Annotated in this window: 13 protein-coding genes and 1 tRNA gene; 9 read left to right on the forward strand and 5 right to left on the reverse strand. The window is 63.7% G+C overall.

The genetic code is table 11. The features are described from left to right. The first annotated feature begins 121 nt into the window (after positions 1-121). Positions 122-1,252, forward strand: a complete 1,131-nt coding sequence (locus tag BHD07_RS06485; protein WP_324763059.1) for a site-specific DNA-methyltransferase — start codon at positions 122-124, stop codon at positions 1,250-1,252. Between the two features lie 133 nt (positions 1,253-1,385). Here BHD07_RS06485 and BHD07_RS06490 read toward each other — a convergent pair whose 3' ends face one another. Both BHD07_RS06490 and mutY read right to left on the reverse strand, forming a co-directional pair. After that, a complete protein-coding gene (locus tag BHD07_RS06490; RefSeq protein WP_100674566.1) occupies positions 1,386-2,042 on the reverse strand; it encodes an HAD family hydrolase in 657 nt (218 codons plus the stop codon). A gap of 72 nt (positions 2,043-2,114) precedes the next feature. Beyond that, positions 2,115-3,215, reverse strand: coding sequence for an A/G-specific adenine glycosylase (mutY, locus tag BHD07_RS06495; RefSeq protein ID WP_338278516.1), 1,101 nt, complete (start codon positions 3,213-3,215; stop codon positions 2,115-2,117). Between the two features lie 90 nt (positions 3,216-3,305). Between mutY and BHD07_RS06500 the strand changes: the two genes are divergently transcribed. The 5 genes from BHD07_RS06500 (at position 3,306) to ppdK (ending at position 11,731) form a co-directional block, all read left to right on the forward strand. Then, positions 3,306-3,812 carry a DUF721 domain-containing protein gene (locus tag BHD07_RS06500; protein WP_026168555.1) on the forward strand — a complete coding sequence of 169 codons (507 nt, stop codon included), beginning with the start codon at positions 3,306-3,308 and terminating at the stop codon, positions 3,810-3,812. Positions 3,813-3,922: 110 nt separating this feature from the next. Further along, positions 3,923-4,732: a DsbA family protein gene (locus tag BHD07_RS06505; protein ID WP_338278518.1), complete on the forward strand. Its 810-nt coding sequence runs from the start codon at positions 3,923-3,925 to the stop codon at positions 4,730-4,732. Positions 4,733-4,809: 77 nt separating this feature from the next. After that, positions 4,810-5,181: an endonuclease domain-containing protein gene (locus BHD07_RS06510; RefSeq protein ID WP_338278520.1), complete on the forward strand. Its 372-nt coding sequence runs from the start codon at positions 4,810-4,812 to the stop codon at positions 5,179-5,181. A 196-nt stretch (positions 5,182-5,377) separates the two neighbouring features. Continuing rightward, complete coding sequence (locus BHD07_RS06515) at positions 5,378-8,839, forward strand: chromosome segregation SMC family protein (RefSeq protein ID WP_338278522.1); 3,462 nt, start codon at positions 5,378-5,380, stop codon at positions 8,837-8,839. Positions 8,840-9,034: 195 nt separating this feature from the next. Beyond that, positions 9,035-11,731, forward strand: a complete 2,697-nt coding sequence (gene ppdK / locus BHD07_RS06520) for a pyruvate, phosphate dikinase (protein ID WP_100674561.1) — start codon at positions 9,035-9,037, stop codon at positions 11,729-11,731. A gap of 42 nt (positions 11,732-11,773) precedes the next feature. Here ppdK and BHD07_RS06525 read toward each other — a convergent pair whose 3' ends face one another. Together BHD07_RS06525 and BHD07_RS06530 are read right to left on the reverse strand one after the other, a co-directional pair. Beyond that, positions 11,774-12,022 (reverse strand): hypothetical protein, encoded by a 249-nt coding sequence (locus tag BHD07_RS06525; protein WP_018094472.1) that lies wholly within the window; start codon positions 12,020-12,022, stop codon positions 11,774-11,776. A gap of 168 nt (positions 12,023-12,190) precedes the next feature. Beyond that, a complete protein-coding gene (locus BHD07_RS06530) occupies positions 12,191-12,580 on the reverse strand; it encodes a hypothetical protein (RefSeq protein ID WP_100674560.1) in 390 nt (129 codons plus the stop codon). A gap of 294 nt (positions 12,581-12,874) precedes the next feature. Between BHD07_RS06530 and BHD07_RS06535 the strand changes: the two genes are divergently transcribed. After that, positions 12,875-13,783 carry a DUF1499 domain-containing protein gene (locus BHD07_RS06535; protein WP_324763065.1) on the forward strand — a complete coding sequence of 303 codons (909 nt, stop codon included), beginning with the start codon at positions 12,875-12,877 and terminating at the stop codon, positions 13,781-13,783. A gap of 53 nt (positions 13,784-13,836) precedes the next feature. On the opposite strand, the gene BHD07_RS06540 is transcribed toward BHD07_RS06535, so the two are convergent. Continuing rightward, entirely contained in the window at positions 13,837-14,745 is a 909-nt protein-coding gene (locus tag BHD07_RS06540; protein WP_338279338.1) for an MBL fold metallo-hydrolase, read from the reverse strand. A 234-nt stretch (positions 14,746-14,979) separates the two neighbouring features. On the opposite strand from BHD07_RS06540, the gene BHD07_RS06545 reads away from it, so the two are divergent. Further along, a tRNA-Gln gene (locus BHD07_RS06545) sits at positions 14,980-15,054 on the forward strand. 337 nt (positions 15,055-15,391) lie between these two features. After that, positions 15,392-15,988 carry a hypothetical protein gene (locus BHD07_RS06550; RefSeq protein WP_338278527.1) on the forward strand — a complete coding sequence of 199 codons (597 nt, stop codon included), beginning with the start codon at positions 15,392-15,394 and terminating at the stop codon, positions 15,986-15,988. The last annotated feature ends 181 nt before the right edge of the window (positions 15,989-16,169 follow it).

Here is a 16,169-nt window from a genome sequence, read left to right on the forward strand (position 1 = left end):
GCCGCCTGGACGATGGCCCCTGCAGCGACGCAAATTTTTCCGGCGCCTTCAGGCTTTGGTAACCATCTTCGGTAACCATAAGCCTATCGTCAGTCCGAGTAAGCGTATTTGCGAGTTGCCAATGTCATCAGTTGTTTCGCTTGCCGAAATCTCCCGTGCCGCCCGTCCGCTGAACTGGCTGGACAGCATCATCAAGGGAGATTGCGTGGCCGCGCTGAACGCGCTTCCCGATCATTCGGTCGATGTCGTCTTCGCCGACCCGCCCTATAATCTTCAGCTCGGCGGCACCTTGCACCGGCCCGACCAGTCGCTGGTCGATGCAGTGGACGACGATTGGGACCAGTTTGCCTCCTTCGAAGCCTATGACGCTTTCACCCGCGCCTGGCTGCTTGCCTGCCGGCGTGTCCTGAAGCCCACCGGCACGCTCTGGGTCATCGGTTCCTACCACAATATCTTCCGGGTCGGCGCGATCCTTCAGGACCTGCACTTCTGGGTCTTGAACGATATCATCTGGCGCAAGACCAATCCGATGCCGAACTTCAAGGGCCGCCGCTTCCAGAACGCGCATGAAACGCTGATCTGGGCGACGCCGAACGCCAAAGCCAAGGGCTATACCTTCAACTACGAAGCGATGAAGGCGGCGAACGATGACGTTCAGATGCGCTCCGACTGGCTGTTCCCCATCTGCTCCGGTTCCGAGCGGCTGAAGGGAGACGACGGTAAGAAGGTACACCCGACACAAAAGCCGGAAGCGCTGCTTGCCCGCATTCTGATGGCCTCGACCAAGCCCGGCGACGTCGTGCTCGACCCGTTCTTCGGCTCCGGCACCACCGGGGCGGTCGCCAAGCGCCTCGGCCGGCACTTCGTCGGCATCGAGCGCGAGCAGGACTATATCGACGCCGCCGCCGAGCGTATCGCGGCCGTGGAGCCGCTCGGCAAGGCCACGCTCTCGGTCATGACCGGCAAGAAGGCGGAGCCGCGAGTCGCCTTCAACACTCTGGTGGAAAGCGGGCTCATCAAGCCCGGCACGGTTCTGACGGATGCGAAGCGCCGCTACAGCGCGATCGTTCGCGCCGACGGCACGCTTGCGTCCGGCGGCGAGGCCGGATCCATTCATCGCCTCGGTGCGAAAGTGCAGGGCCTCGACGCCTGCAACGGCTGGACCTTCTGGCACTTCGAGGAGGGAAGCGCGTTGAAACCGATCGACGAGCTCAGATCCGTCATTCGAAACGACCTGGCAAAACTGAACTGATCAACCAGTTCCGCCTGGGTCTTCGATAAGCGCCCCCCTCCGGTTTTTGTACCTTCAGTCCCGGATGAGCGCTTTAAACGCCCGGAATCCGAAGAGGATTCCGGGCGTTTGTATCAATTCTGGCGTCGGCCGATTACAGCACGGCGGCCGCTGTCAGTGCGGGTGCCGCCTCGGAAGGCTGGATACCGTAGGCCGCCAGATCGGCCTTCAGCCTTTCTGCGCCGGTGAACTGAACTGCGTGCCAGCCGGCCGCTTGCGCGCCCTCGACATTGGCGGCGCTGTCGTCGATGAAGAGCGTCGCGCCCGGATCGAGATCGAAGGCCTTCGCGTGGGTCCGGTAGATGGCGAGATCGGGCTTGATGAGCCGCACGTCGCCGGAGACCGTAACCCCGCGCGGCAGGGTCAGGAAGGGATAAAGCTTCTGCGCCTCCCGGAAAGTGTCGGAGGCGAAATTGGTCAGCATCGTGACGTCCCAGCCGTCGGCGATCAGGCCTTCCATGATGGCGACCGTCCCCACATAGGCGTGCGGCACCATTTCATGCCAGTGCCGGCGAAAGGCGCGGATGTGATCTTCCCGTTCGGGATGGTTGCGGATGAGGAGTGCCTCCGCCTCTTCCCAGGAGCGGCCGCGATCCTGCTCTATGTTCCAGTCTGACGTGCAGACATTGGCGAAGAACCAGTTGCGTTCCGCCTCGTCCGGTATGAGGCGCGAATAGGGAAGGTTCGGATCGTAATGGATCAGCACCTTGCCGATGTCGAAAACGATGTGGCGGATATCGATGCTGCTCATTGGTATTCCTGCCGATCCTTGGCTTGCGACCGAAATTGGGCCGGAGCGGCCGCAAAGCGCTCCGCCTTGCATTTAGCCCGCTTCGAACGCGTGCGGTATAGCCTTGGCGATTGCCTTTTTCATGACAGTCGGAAGCGCCTGCGCCTTGAGCGAGGCGAGCGGCTCCCACCATCCGCTCGTGCCGGTCCGCACCTCTCCGACATTGGCGCGCCAGACCCTGGCCCGAAAGACGGAAAGGTGCAACTCGAAGTGCGTGAAGACGTGGTTCACGGTCCCGCACGGCTCCCACGCTGCCGGGAAGGGATGAGCGTCTATCGAGGTGTCGCCGTCGCGGCGCGCCGTCCAGTCCGTGCCTGGCACTTCTGTCATGCCGCCGAGGAGGCCCGTTTCGGGGCGCTTGCGAAGATAGACCGCCTCGAAGCCGTCGACGGCGACGAAGGCCGCACCCCGGCGCAGCGGCTTCTCCTTCCTGGCTGCCTTGCGCGGAAATGTCTCCGGGTCGGCTGTTTTCAGGGCCCGGCAATCCGCGCGAAAGGGACAGAGGGAACAGGCAGGCCGTTTCGGCGTGCAGATCGTGGCGCCGAGATCCATCATCGCCTGCGCGAAATCGCCCGGCCGATCGGTCGGGGTCAGCGCGTGGACGAGGGCCCGCATTTCGGGCTTGGCCGCGGGCAGCGGCGTCTCGACGGCATGGAGGCGCGAGATCACGCGCTCCACATTTCCGTCGAGAACGGCACTTGCCCGGTTGAAGGCGATCGCGGCGATCGCTGCGGCGGTGTAGTCGCCGATGCCCGGCAGCGCTTTCAGCCCCTCTTCGCTATCGGGAAAACGGCTGCCATGATCGCGGGCGACCGCTTCGGCACATTTCTTCAGGTTTCGCGCGCGGGCGTAGTAGCCGAGGCCGGCCCAGGCCTTCATCACATCCTCGGTGTCCGCAGCGGCAAGGTCACCGACTGTGGGCCACAGGGTCAGGAATTTCTCGAAATAGGCTTTGACTGCCTGGACCGTCGTCTGCTGAAGCATCACCTCCGACAGCCAGACGCGATAGGGGTCGGCAACCGCACCTTTCCGCGCCGCTGCCGGCGGCACCCGCCATGGAAGGTCGCGGTGGTGGCGATCGTACCATTCGAGAAGAAGTGCGGCGCTCGCCGCCTGTGGAAGATCGCGCATCATTTGCAGGGAGATCCTTTTGCGGCCTATACTTGGCCGATGCCGGCTTGAGCCGCAAGGTTCGATCGAAATTGCAAAACAGAAAGTCGTTCCGTGAGTGAGAGAAAGGCCCGCAAGGGCGTCGTTCAGATCAGCGAAGTTGCCAACGGCCTGATCGATCCGGTGCTGGCGAAGCGGGCCGGCATCAACACGATGCTGCTCGGTTCGTGGGACGAAATCGCGGGCGCGGAGTTTGCCGATTGCACCCGGCCGGAAAGAATTGCCTGGCCGCGCCGCGCTTCCGAGATCGCCGGCGAAGGCGGATACCAGCCGGGTGTGCTGACGGTCGCGTGCGAAGGCGCCCGGGCGCTTTTCCTGACCCATGCCCAGGGCGAGCTGATCCAGCGCATCAACGGCTTCTTCGGTTTCCACGCAATCGGCCAGTTGCGCATCGTCCAGAAGCCGGTCGCACCGCCGCCCAAGCGCTACAGCCGACCGCTGCCCCTTGTCGGCGAGGCTGCCCGGCGGCTCGAAACCATGGTGGAAGGCGTCGAAAGCGACGCGTTGAAGGCGGCGCTGAAGCGGCTCGGCACTGCCGTTCTGTCGACGCCGCGGCGATGACGGTCACGATTGTTTGAACGCTGTCGAAACACCCCCTCTTGTCGCCCCGCACGTGGCAAGTTATCGAAATCACGCTTCAATTTCCCTCGAGTAGAACACGGGTCCTGTCCATGTCCGCTTCCCAAACAAGCCTTCCGAAACGCCTGCTGAGCGGCGTCGCCGTTGCAGCGCTCGCTCTGGCGCTCGCAGCCTGCAGCGATGAAAAGAAGGAGGCGGCTTCAACGACGCCCGCCGAGACCACGGCGAGCACCGATGCGACGACCACCGCCTCGACGTCTCAGGCGCCTGCCGCCGCGAGCGAGGCGAAGCCGGCGACCGAAGTGGCGCAGGCCACAACCCCTGCCGCCAAGGTCGAGTTGCCGAAGTCGGAGGGCAGCGTCGACATGGCGAAGCTCCTGGAGCCCGGAGCGCTGCCGGAAATGGCGCTCGGAGAGGCCAATGCGCCGGTCACCATCGTCGAATACATGTCGATGACCTGCCCGCATTGCGCCAATTTCCACAACGATACATTCGACGCGATCAAGGCGAAGTATATCGACAGCGGCAAGGTACGCTTCATCGTCCGCGAATTCCCCTTCGACCCGCGCGCGGCAGCCGCCTTCATGCTGGCGCGCTGTGCGCCGGAGGGGCAGTATTTCCCGATGGTTTCCATGCTGTTCAAGCAGCAGGAGCAGTGGGCGGCTGCACAGAACGGCCGCGATGCACTCCTGCAATTGTCGAAACTCGCCGGTTTTACACAGGAGAGCTTCGAGGCCTGCTTGACGAACCAGAAACTTCTGGATGATGTGAATGCAGTCATGCAGAGGGGCGCCAAGGAATTCGGGGTCAAGTCGACTCCGACCTTCTTCGTCAACGGTGAGCACTATTCGGGGGACATGTCGGTTGACGTTATGTCGGCCCTCATCGACAGCAAGCTCTGATCCTTCGCTTTCAATTCCGACGGGCGACGGCGGCAGCCGTGCGCCCGTTTTTTGTCTCCGGTCGGTGGGGCTTCGCCATGCCTCACGCTGACGTATCGCCGGAAGTTCGCGGCAACGCCCGCCGCATGCGCAATGCCATGACGGAGGCGGAAACCAAGCTCTGGAATGAACTGCGTGCGCATCGGCTGATGGGGCTTGGTTTTCGCCGGCAAGTTCCGATCGCCGGTTACATCGTGGATTTCGCCTGTGCCGCGCATCGATTGATCGTCGAGGTCGATGGTTCGCAGCATGCGAGACCTCAAAGTGCTGACTACGACCGGCAGCGTACTCGGCGTCTTGAGGCGGATGGCTGGACGATTTTGCGTTTCTGGAACGATGACGTGCTGCGCGACATCGACAATGTCTGCGAGCATATTGTCCGTGTGATCGGGAAGGGGGCGTTCGAGTGAGGCGGTCGTGGCTCACCCCCCTCTGCCCTGCCGGGCATCTCCCCCACAAGGGGGGAGATTGGCATGTGGCAATGTCTCCTTCAACCGCTGGTCTCGTATGCGGGGCTTTGCTCCTTGCCGATCTCCCCCCTTGTGGGGGAGATGCCCGGCAGGGCAGAGGGGGGTATGCGCCGCCGTCCACCCCAGCGTGTCCCTCATGAAATTCACCCGGCTGCGCCTGCTCGGCTTCAAGTCCTTTGTCGAACCGACGGAATTCGTCATCGAGCGTGGCCTGACCGGGGTCGTCGGACCGAACGGCTGCGGCAAGTCCAACCTCGTCGAGGCGCTCCGCTGGGTGATGGGCGAGAACTCCTACAAGAACATGCGTGCCTCCGGCATGGACGACGTGATCTTTTCCGGATCCGGCAACCGCCCGGCGCGCAACACGGCCGAAGTCGGCCTTTACCTGGACAATAGCGACCGCACCGCGCCCGCAGCCTTCAACGACAGCGACGAGATACAGGTGACGCGCCGTATCGAGCGCGAGCAAGGCTCGGTCTACCGCATCAATGGCAAGGAGGCGCGCGCCAAGGACGTGCAGTTGCTGTTTGCCGATGCGTCCACCGGTGCGCGCTCGCCCTCGATGGTGGGCCAGGGCCGCATCGGCGAGCTGATCGCCGCCAAGCCGCAGGCGCGCCGGCAGCTGCTCGAGGAGGCGGCCGGCATTTCCGGTCTCCATTCGCGCCGGCATGAGGCGGAACTCAGGCTGAAGGCGGCCGAAACCAATCTGGAGCGCCTCGACGACGTCACCTCGCAGCTCGAAAGCCAGATCGAGAGCCTCAAGCGCCAGGCGCGCCAGGCCAACCGGTTCAAGATGCTGTCGGCGGAAATCCGCCGGCACGAGGCGATCCTGTTCCATACCCGCTGGGTGCAGGCCAAGGAAGCGGAGGCCGAGGCGACCAGCCAGCTGAACCAGATCACTGCGCTCGTCGCCGAGAAGGCGCAGGCGCAGATGGAAGCCGCCAAGGCTCAGGCGATCGCGAGCCTCAAGCTGCCGGAACTGCGTGAAAGCGAGGCGAAGTTCGCTGCCGGGCTGCAGCGCCTGCAGATCGCTCGCGCGCAGCTCGAGGAGGATGCCGGCCGGATCCTGCGCCGCCGTGAGGAATTGCAGCGGCGACTGGCGCAACTTGCGGAGGACATTGCCCGCGAAGAGCGGCTGGTCGCCGACAATGCCGGCATTCTCGCCCGCCTCGATCAGGAGGAGGAAGATCTGCGAGACGCGCTGGCCGAGGCGGATGATCGCGGCGCTCAGGCGCGTGAAAGGCTCGACGAGGCCAATGAAAAGCTAGCGGCGAGCGAAGCCGGTCTCGCCCGCATTACGGCCGAGCGCGCCGAGGCGCAAGCCGCGCGCAACCAGATCGAGAGAGCGCTGCGCGATCTCTCCGAGCGGCAGGCGCGCCTTGCACGCCAGCTTGCGGATCAGGGGCGCGAAGTCGACGAGCTTGACGGTCAGATGGCGCGACTCCCCGACCCGGACGAAAAGAGGGGGCAGGTGGAGCTTGCGGAGGCGGCGCTGGAGGAGGCCGAGGCCGCCGTCGCCGCCGTCGAAGAGAGACTCGCCGAGGCGCGCGCCGACGAAGCCGCGGCGCGCCCGCCCGTCGACGAGGCCCGGGCGCGGCTGAACGGCATCGAGACGGAAGCGCGAACGATCCGGCGCATGCTGGAGGCGGCCGGCGGCAGCACCTATCCGGCCGTCGTCGAGGAGATGAAAGTCGAGCGCGGCTTCGAGGCGGCGCTCGGCGCGGCTCTTGGCGACGACCTCGATTCGCCCCTGGAACAGGCGGCGCCGGCGCACTGGCGCATGCCCGGCGACGATGCGAACGATCCCGCATTGCCGGCTGGCGCCCTCCCTTTGATCGATTTCGTCCAGGCACCGGAGGCGCTGAGACGAGCGCTCCGGCAGATCGGGATCATCGAGAGCGACGAGGAGGCGGAGCGACTGCTGCCGCTCCTCAGGACCGGCCAGCGGCTGGTGACGAGGCAAGGCGCCGTCTGGCGGTGGGACGGCCACGTTACCGGCTCGGAAGCGCCGAGTGCTGCGGCCCTGAGGCTCGCCCAGAAGAACCGCCTTTCCGAACTGGAAGGTGCAGCCGAGGAGGCGAGCGAGGCATTGCTGAAGGCGGAGGCGCATCTTGCCGCTGCCGGCGCGCACATCCGCGCCGAGGATGAGCGGCTGAGGCTTTCGCGCGAGGCGCAACGCATGCTTGCACGGCAGCTCTCCGAGGCGCGCGATGCCTTGGCAGCCGCCGAGCGGGCCTCCGGCGATCTTGCCCGGCGCCGCGCGGTGCTTGCCGAGACGAAGCTCCAGATCGAGGGGCAGGCCGAGGAGATCGCCGAAGAGATCGAGGCGGCCAGGGAGGCCTCTGCCGGTCAGCCGGACCTTGCAGAGCTCGACCTGCGGCTGAGCAATCGGACGGCCGAAGTTGCGACCGACCGTGCGGCGGCGGCCGAGGCTCGCGCCGCACATGACGGTCTCGCACGCGAAAACGATGGGCGCCTCAGGCGGCTTGCGGCCATCGCCGGCGAGCGAGAGACCTGGGCAGCGAGGGCGGCGAGCGCCGAAGATCACATTGCGACGCTTCGCGAGCGCGAGGCGGAGGCGCGCGAGGAGGTCGAGGAACTGCTCGATGCGCCTGACGAGTTCGACGACAAGCGCCGCGCGCTGATGAACGAGCTGCAAAAGGCGGAGGCGTCACGCCGAGAGGCGGCCGACAGACTCGCCGAGGCGGAAAACCACCAGCGCGAAGCGGATCGCCAGGCCGCCACCGCGCTCTCGGAGCTGGCAGAGGTACGCGAAAAGCGCGGCCGCGCCGAAGAGCGGCTCGTTTCTGCGCGGGAGCGGCGTGTCGAGATAGAGGCGCGCATCCTCGAAGCATTGTCCTGCGCCCCCCATGAAGTGATGCGCCTTACCGGCCTCGGCCCCGACGAAGGACTGCCGGATATGCGCAGCGTGGAACGGGAACTCGAGCGGCTGAAGATCGAGCGGGAAAGGCTCGGCGCCGTCAACCTGCGCGCCGACGAGGAGCAGAAGGAGCTTTCGGAGCGGCTCGCGGCGCTGCTCAAGGAACGTGACGACGTCATCGAGGCGATCCGCAGGCTGAGGAGTGCCATCCAGAACCTCAACCGCGAGGGCCGCGAGCGGCTGATTGCCGCGTTCGACGTGGTCAATGTGCAGTTCCAGCGGCTTTTCACCCATCTCTTCGGGGGCGGCACGGCGGAACTGCAGCTCATCGAAAGCGACGACCCGCTGGAAGCGGGGCTCGAAATCCTTGCCCGGCCGCCCGGCAAGAAGCCGCAGACGATGACGCTGCTTTCCGGCGGCGAGCAGGCGTTGACTGCAATGGCGCTGATCTTTGCCGTCTTCCTCACCAATCCGGCCCCGATCTGCGTTCTCGATGAGGTGGATGCGCCGCTCGACGACCACAATGTCGAGCGCTACTGCAACCTGATGGACGAAATGGCGGCCTCCACCGAGACCCGCTTCGTCATCATCACCCACAATCCGATCACCATGGCCCGGATGAATCGCCTGTTCGGGGTCACGATGGCGGAGCAGGGGGTCTCGCAGCTCGTCTCGGTCGACCTGCAGACGGCAGAGCGGCTGCGCGAAGCCGTCTGATGGCGACCTCCAATTTGGTGCACTGCAACAAAATCTTCGCCGAGTGCATTTTCAGGCCGGAGCATATACTGTAGATGGTCTGGAGCGGGGTGAGGAAAAGTGCGTGCGCTTTTCCGCCCGCATCCCGCTCTGACTTCTTAGATTCGATCACGTTCATGATTTTAGGTCGGCGACTGTTTCGGGTGGAGAACAGGCATGGCGAAATGGGTATATACCTTCGGTGCGGGAGAGGCCGAAGGGGGCGCGGAAGACCGCGACCGGCTGGGCGGCAAGGGGGCTAACCTCGCGGAGATGTGCAATCTCGGCCTGCCGGTGCCGCCGGGGCTCACAATCGTCACCGCTGCCTGCAACAGCTATCTCGAGAAGGGCCGCTGCATGCCCGAGGGTCTGCGCGAGCAGGTCCGCGAGGGCATCGCGCGGATGGAGAAAATCACCGGGCGCGTCTTCGGCGATACGAACCGCCCGCTGCTTCTGTCGGTCCGTTCCGGCGCGCGCGCCTCCATGCCGGGAATGATGGACACGGTCCTGAACCTCGGCCTCAACGATCAATCCGTGCATGCGCTCGGTCACGACGCCGGCGATGCGCGCTTTGCCTGGGACAGTTACCGCCGCTTCATCCAGATGTATGGCGATGTGGTGATGGGGGTGGACCACGAGGTTTTCGAGGAAGTTCTGGAGGACGAGAAGGCGCGCCTCGGTCACGAGCAGGACACGGAGCTTTCCGCCGTCGAATGGCAGCACGTGATCTCGCGCTACAAGGAGGCGATCGAGGAGATGCTCGGCGTGCCTTTCCCGCAGGACCCGGAAATTCAGCTCTGGGGCGCGATCGGTGCCGTCTTTTCGAGCTGGATGAACCCGCGGGCCATCACCTACCGGCACCTTCACGGCATACCGGCCGGCTGGGGCACGGCCGTCAACGTCCAGGCCATGGTCTTCGGCAATCTCGGCAATTCGTCGGCGACGGGCGTCGCCTTCACGCGCAACCCGTCGACGGGCGAGAAAGAGCTCTATGGCGAGTTTCTCGTCAATGCTCAGGGCGAGGACGTGGTCGCCGGCATCCGCACGCCGCAGAACATCACCGAAGCGGCCCGCATCGCGTCCGGTTCGGACAAGCCGTCACTGGAAAAGCTGATGCCGGAGGCTTTTTCCGAGTTCGAAAAGATATGCAACGCGCTCGAGCGCCACTACCGCGACATGCAGGACATCGAGTTCACGATCGAACGCGGCAAGCTTTGGATGCTGCAGACGCGTTCCGGCAAGCGAACGGCCAAGTCGGCGCTGAAGATCGCCGTCGACATGGCCGAGGAAGGGCTGATCTCGAAGGAGGAGGCGGTGGCGCGCATCGATCCGGCTTCGCTCGACCAGCTTCTGCATCCGACGATCGACCCTCATGCCCGCCGTGACATTATCGGTTCCGGCCTGCCGGCCTCGCCGGGTGCCGCCACGGGCGAGATCGTCTTCAGCTCCGACGAGGCGGTGCAGGCGGTCAAGGAAGGCCGCAAGGTCATCCTCGTTCGCGTCGAGACGAGTCCTGAAGACATTCACGGCATGCATGCGGCTGAAGGCATACTGACGACCCGCGGCGGCATGACCAGCCACGCGGCGGTCGTCGCGCGCGGTATGGGTACGCCTTGCGTATCGGGCGCCGGCAGCATCCGCGTCGATCAGCGAAACGAGCTCCTGATCGCCGCGAGCGTCACGCTGCGGAAGGGCGACGTGATCACCATCGACGGCTCCTCCGGCCAGGTGCTGAAGGGCGAGATCCCCATGCTGCAGCCGGAACTTTCGGGCGACTTCGGCAAGATCATGCAATGGGCCGACGCAAGCCGCCGCATGACCGTGCGCACCAATGCCGAGACGCCGGCGGATGCGCGCGCCGCCCGCTCCTTCGGCGCCGAAGGCATTGGACTCTGCCGTACGGAGCACATGTTCTTCGAGGACGACCGCATCAATGTGATGCGCGAGATGATCCTGGCCGAAGACGAAGCAGGGCGGCGGGCAGCACTTTCCAAGCTTCTGCCCATGCAGCGCTCCGATTTCGTCGAGCTCTTTTCGATCATGCACGGCCTGCCGGTCACGATCCGTCTTCTCGACCCGCCGCTGCACGAGTTCCTGCCGAAAACCGACGAGGAAATCGCAGAGGTTGCGCGCGTGCTGACGATCGATCCCGCGGAACTTCGTCAGCGGGTCGATGCACTTCACGAGTTCAATCCGATGCTCGGGCATCGCGGTTGCCGACTGGCGATCTCCTATCCGGAAATCGCCGAGATGCAGGCGCGCGCGATTTTCGAGGCGGCGGTCCAGGCTGCCCACGATACCGGCGCTGCCGTCGTTCCCGAGATCATGGTGCCGCTCGTCGGCCTGCGCGCCGAGCTCGATTACGTCAAGGCGCGGATCGAGGCGGTCGCCAAGGAGGTCGTCGGCGAGGCTGGCGTGAACATCGATTATCTGATCGGCACGATGATCGAGTTGCCGCGGGCGGCCCTCAGGGCGGACACGATCGCCGAATCGGCAGATTTTTTCTCTTTCGGCACCAACGACCTGACGCAGACCACCTTCGGCATTTCGCGCGATGACGCAGCCCTGTTCCTGGCCACCTATCAGCAGAAGGGCATTATAGAGCAGGATCCCTTCGTCTCGCTCGATTTCGAGGGCGTGGGCGAACTGATCCAGATCGCGGCGGAGCGGGGCCGGCGGACCAAGAACGGGTTGAAGCTCGGGATCTGCGGCGAGCATGGCGGCGATCCCGTCTCGATTCGCTTCTGCGAGGAAGCGGGTCTCGATTACGTCTCCTGCTCGCCGTTCCGAGTGCCGATCGCGAGACTTGCGGCGGCACAGGCGACGATCAACGGCCGCGAGGTCGCCGAGGTTCAAGCTCTGGCGGCGAGCTGACGGTCGTCGATCTTCGTCCGGAGTTGTGAGCCGTCTCGCCGGTCAGTGCCAGTAATAGGGGCCGCGCAGGAAGACGTCGTTGTCGTACCGGAAAGCGCGCGCTTCCGCCCGACGATCGAGATCTATGCGCTGCAGGCAGTTTGCGAACGCATCCGTGCCCCTTCTGAAGCCGTAGGAGGCGCATGTATTTTCGTCTCTCGCTCGACGTTCCTGCGGCGACATCGACTGGCACGCGGCAAGCACCAGCCCCACGGCCGCAAGGCCAAGCAGTCTCATGGTCATCGTCGTCATCCTTGCCTCCTGACCGGCACCCATTCGCGGGGACAGAGTCCGATGGCATTCCGCTGGACGACAGGCATGATAATGCAACGCATAAGACGAAACCCGTGGGCGCGATTCAACTCGTCGACATCATGCGCCCGTTGCGCATAGCTGGTCAATCGCCCCACGGAGTGCGGTTCAGATCCGCTCGAGGACGCCGACGAAGGAGTTGGCGAAGCTCTTGAGACCGGCGGTGTGCTCGCTCGGCTGCTCGACGCGGATGGTGGTGCCGTCCTGAGCGAGACAGATGAACAGGATGATCGGTGTCTTATCCTCCGCCTGGCCGTGGCGTATCGCGGCGATCGTCACGCAATCGTCGACGAGACCGGAAGCCGGCAGAACGAAGAGCAGCTCGGCGCCGATGTCGTGAGCCACCTTATGTGTGAAGCCGACGAAATCGTCCTTGTCGCCGGAAAAGCGATCGAGCGAAAGCTCCAACTCGAGAAGTGCCATGGGCATCGCGGCTTCGCCGACCGGGGGCGGAGGGGCGGGGATGGCGATCTCCATGGTAGATTGCTGTGCGGCCATGATGTCTCTCCGTTGATTTGCCGCGCCTCTTGCCGGCGACGACGGCCGATGCCTCCAAATGCTACAGCGCCGTGTGTCCGGCCAAATAGTAAACCTGAATAGGTGGTTAACGAGAATGGCAAATTTGCGGCACCCGTGTGAGTGGCGCCGCCAAATTCGCCGCCCGCATTCTCTCTTTGGCCTCCATGGGGTGATCTCCATCGCCGATGGGGGAAAGATACGGGGTTTGCACTACCCGAGCCATGGTCTAAGAAAGGCGAGGTCCTTTTCCGCCTCGGGGATTGATTCCGTTAGATGATTGTCCGGTACGAGCGTCCCTATTCCTACGCGGCACATTGGGCGCGCCGCATCGCCCGCATCGCCTTCATCGTTTTTCTGCTGTCGCTGCTGTCGCATCGTTTCGGTCCTCTGACGACGCCGCACTTTCTGACGCTGGCGTTGATCGCCGGGGGCTTGGCTCTCCTTAGCGTCGTGCTGGCAACGGTCGGGCTCACGCGTCTTTGGCAGGTGGCAGCGATCGGCGGGGCCGCTTCCGTTTCGGCGCTCTTCTACGCGGCGGTTCCGCTCGGATTCCTCGGTTATGGGGCCGTGCAATACCTGACGCGACCGGCGCTCTACGAGGTCAGTACCGATACCTCGACGCCCCCGCCCTGGATCAGGACGCCGGCATCAGGGGAAAGCTGGCTCGGGCGCAAGCGTCCGGTGACGCGGGAAGACCGCGAGGCGCAGGTTGAAGCCTATCCGGGGCTTACGGGCCGGCGCTACGAAGGGGCGCTGGACCGTGTATTCCAGGGCGTGCGCAAGGTCGTCGAGCAGACGCGGATCACCATCACTGCTGAGTTCGGCGCCGACAACGCGCGGGCGGACCTCGAAGACCTCGCCGTACGACCCGAGGCAGGCGGGGATGCGAATGCCGGACCGAACGTCATCCCCGTTCCAACCGCTCGACCCACGCAACTGGTCGACGACGGCATACCGGGACGGCGATCCAGCGACGTCGTCCTGCAAGGCGAGTGGCGGAGCCTTGTCGTCGGCTTCCGATTCGACGTGCTGATCAGATTGCGCGAAGAGGCGGAAACGACCTTCGTCGATCTGCGCGTGGCTTCGCGCTACGGCCGCCATGACCTCGGCATGGGAGCCATGTTCGCGGAGGAGTTCCTGCGCGACCTCGACGCCGAGCTCCTGGGGATCGCGGGCGATTAGAGAGTGCGCGCGGTTTTCTGCCGCGGATTGCGCCTTTCAGCGATCCAACCGCGTCACGCCAGCCGGTATGCGCTGGCGAGCGACGGCGGCCCCTCTGTTTCGACGCGCCCCTGTTCGATGAGGTCTTCGATATGCGCCAGCAGCGAGAGTGCCGCAGCGCCGTGCAGCCGTGGGTCGGTCGAGGCATAGATCACCTTGACCATGTCGGCGATCTGCCGGTCGCCCGCACGCAGGCGTTCGAGCACCGCGCGCTCGCGCATCCTGCGATGCGCCTTCAACGCCCGCACGAAGGAGGCAGGCTCGTTGACCGCACCGCCATGGCCTGGCAGGTAGATCCGATCGTCGCGCTGGAGCAGCTTGTCGAGCGAGGCCATGTAATCGGCCATGGCTCCGTCCGGCGGCGCGACGATGCTCGTCGCCCAGGCCATCACATGATCGGCGGAAAAGAGGATTCCGGTTCCATCGAGCGCAAATGCCATGTGGTTGGCCGTGTGCCCCGGCGTCGCTACCGCCGTCAGGCTCCAGCCGTCGCCTTCGACGTGTGCCCCGTCGCAAAGCGCGACATCGGGCACGAAGTCCATGTCCGAACTTTCGGCGAAGGGATTGACCTCGCCGGCATGCAGCGGCCTGGCTGCCCGGTGCGGTCCTTCGCCCACGACCATCGCGCCGGTTGCCCGGGCGAGCCTGCCGACGAGCGGAGAGTGGTCGCGATGGGTATGGCTGACGGCGATATGCGTCACCTCGCGCCCTTTGAGTGCGGCCATCAGCGCATGGAAATGTGCCTCGTCCTCGGGGCCGGGGTCGATTATCGCGACCGAACTTCGGCCGACAATATAGGTGTTCGTGCCGTGGAAGGTAAACGGACTGGGATTGTTGACCGTGATGCGCTGTACGTTCTCGGCTACGCTCACCGGTTCGCCATAGGCGGGCTTGAAATCGAGGTCGAATTCCGGAGCTTGCATGTCCTGGCCTGTCATCCACTCGGCCTCCCGCTTGCACGTCACCCTCGGGAGTTTTAGGGGGCGGCGCGACCATAGGCCAAAGGCCGGGCGGAGGAAACATCGGTTCGGGCCTGAGATTGCTGCCGGACCGCGAGCGATAAATCTGCGCGCCAAACGAAGTTAAGCATTGTGAGCGCGCACGAGCTTTGCTAATCAGGCGCTCGATTTGGCGAAGAGATTACCTGCCAGTTTAGTTGGGGCGTAGCCAAGCGGTAAGGCAGCGGTTTTTGGTACCGCCATTCCCTGGTTCGAATCCAGGCGCCCCAGCCACACTTCACACCACCGAACCTATACCTTGCCGAAGATGACGGCGTGGTCGATGCGCTCGACGACAGAGCTGCCGACTGTAATTCGGTTTACCGGCATGAAAACCGAAAAGCACCGTTCTTCTGCGGCAGTCATATTCAGACGTATTTGGCGCCCCTGGGGGAATAGGTCCCAGAGAAAATGCGGGTTCGGCAGAAATCTTATACCCTTATAAGTTATATAAAATAATGCATATTTTTGGCGGTCTCATCGAGGACTGAAATGCATTTTAGTATTTATGATTGACAAGAAACGTATTCGCCTATTTCCTGTAGGTGTATTCGCGCTGAGGATAGCGAAGATGAAAGCGATTATTCTTGTCAATGTCGCACACTGCCTTGCATCGTTGATTATCGCATATGAAGCGTGCGCGGGTCCATTCGGCATAGAGCAGGGGCAGAGTAAAAATTCTCTTGAACTCAGAAACGTAGCGCCACACGGCGGCATATATAATCTTCGTTCCGTCCCGAGGCGTCACCCCGATTTTGAAGTATACGCAGCAGAAATCAGCGAAAGATTTGGTGTTTGCCGTGTCAGTGCGGGATCGATGATGTTCAGGAAGGATCGATTCGGAACGGACGTTCGATCGAAGTTCGAAGAGATTGTACAGGAACTCGAAGATATTTACGGCAGGGGAAAGCGCTTCGAGCATTTGAAGGCAGGTCCACGCTGGCATGAAAGGCGTGACTGGGTGATGTCCATAACGCAGAACGAGCGGATGCACCGATACGAATGGTCAGTCGCGCATGGTTCGAAGCTCAAGGACGCGATCAAATATATAGAGCTGAGAGTCCAGGGCATCGGCGAGGACGTATCGTTCATCGCCCTGGAATACGACTTCGAGAACCGTGACAAGTGCCTCGCAGAGAAAGCACAGAATCTCGCAAGCACCCTGTGAGGGCGCAACGCCTCGCCTCCTGACGGCCGAGATTTGCGCGGCGGAAATTTCGTAAGGGCTGCCTCGGACGCGGACGGATCGAGGCGGGCAACAACCTCCTGCAATATGCCGATAATGGCTGCCGGCGAAAGCCGACGCGTCGAATCTCCGAGCGGTGTCTCCGTTCGGAATGCGGCCGTCG

Source organism: Sinorhizobium sp. KGO-5, from assembly GCF_036245905.1.
Classification (GTDB): Bacteria; Pseudomonadota; Alphaproteobacteria; order Rhizobiales; family Rhizobiaceae; genus Sinorhizobium; species Sinorhizobium meliloti_A.

Excerpts from the sequence above, each read along its gene's own strand:
- BHD07_RS06515 (WP_338278522.1), top strand. The coding sequence starts at position 5,378 with ATGAAATTCACCCGGCTGCGCCTGCTCGGCTTCAAGTCCTTTGTCGAA.
- BHD07_RS06505 (WP_338278518.1), top strand. The coding sequence starts at position 3,923 with ATGTCCGCTTCCCAAACAAGCCTTCCGAAACGCCTGCTGAGCGGCGTC.
- ppdK (WP_100674561.1), top strand. The coding sequence starts at position 9,035 with ATGGCGAAATGGGTATATACCTTCGGTGCGGGAGAGGCCGAAGGGGGC.
- BHD07_RS06535 (WP_324763065.1), top strand. The coding sequence starts at position 12,875 with ATGATTGTCCGGTACGAGCGTCCCTATTCCTACGCGGCACATTGGGCG.
- BHD07_RS06525 (WP_018094472.1), bottom strand. The coding sequence starts at position 12,022 with ATGACGACGATGACCATGAGACTGCTTGGCCTTGCGGCCGTGGGGCTG.
- BHD07_RS06510 (WP_338278520.1), top strand. The coding sequence starts at position 4,810 with ATGCCTCACGCTGACGTATCGCCGGAAGTTCGCGGCAACGCCCGCCGC.
- mutY (WP_338278516.1), bottom strand. The coding sequence starts at position 3,215 with ATGATGCGCGATCTTCCACAGGCGGCGAGCGCCGCACTTCTTCTCGAA.
- BHD07_RS06485 (WP_324763059.1), top strand. The coding sequence starts at position 122 with ATGTCATCAGTTGTTTCGCTTGCCGAAATCTCCCGTGCCGCCCGTCCG.
- BHD07_RS06490 (WP_100674566.1), bottom strand. The coding sequence starts at position 2,042 with ATGAGCAGCATCGATATCCGCCACATCGTTTTCGACATCGGCAAGGTG.
- BHD07_RS06540 (WP_338279338.1), bottom strand. The coding sequence starts at position 14,745 with ATGCAAGCTCCGGAATTCGACCTCGATTTCAAGCCCGCCTATGGCGAA.
- BHD07_RS06530 (WP_100674560.1), bottom strand. The coding sequence starts at position 12,580 with ATGGCCGCACAGCAATCTACCATGGAGATCGCCATCCCCGCCCCTCCG.
- BHD07_RS06550 (WP_338278527.1), top strand. The coding sequence starts at position 15,392 with ATGAAAGCGATTATTCTTGTCAATGTCGCACACTGCCTTGCATCGTTG.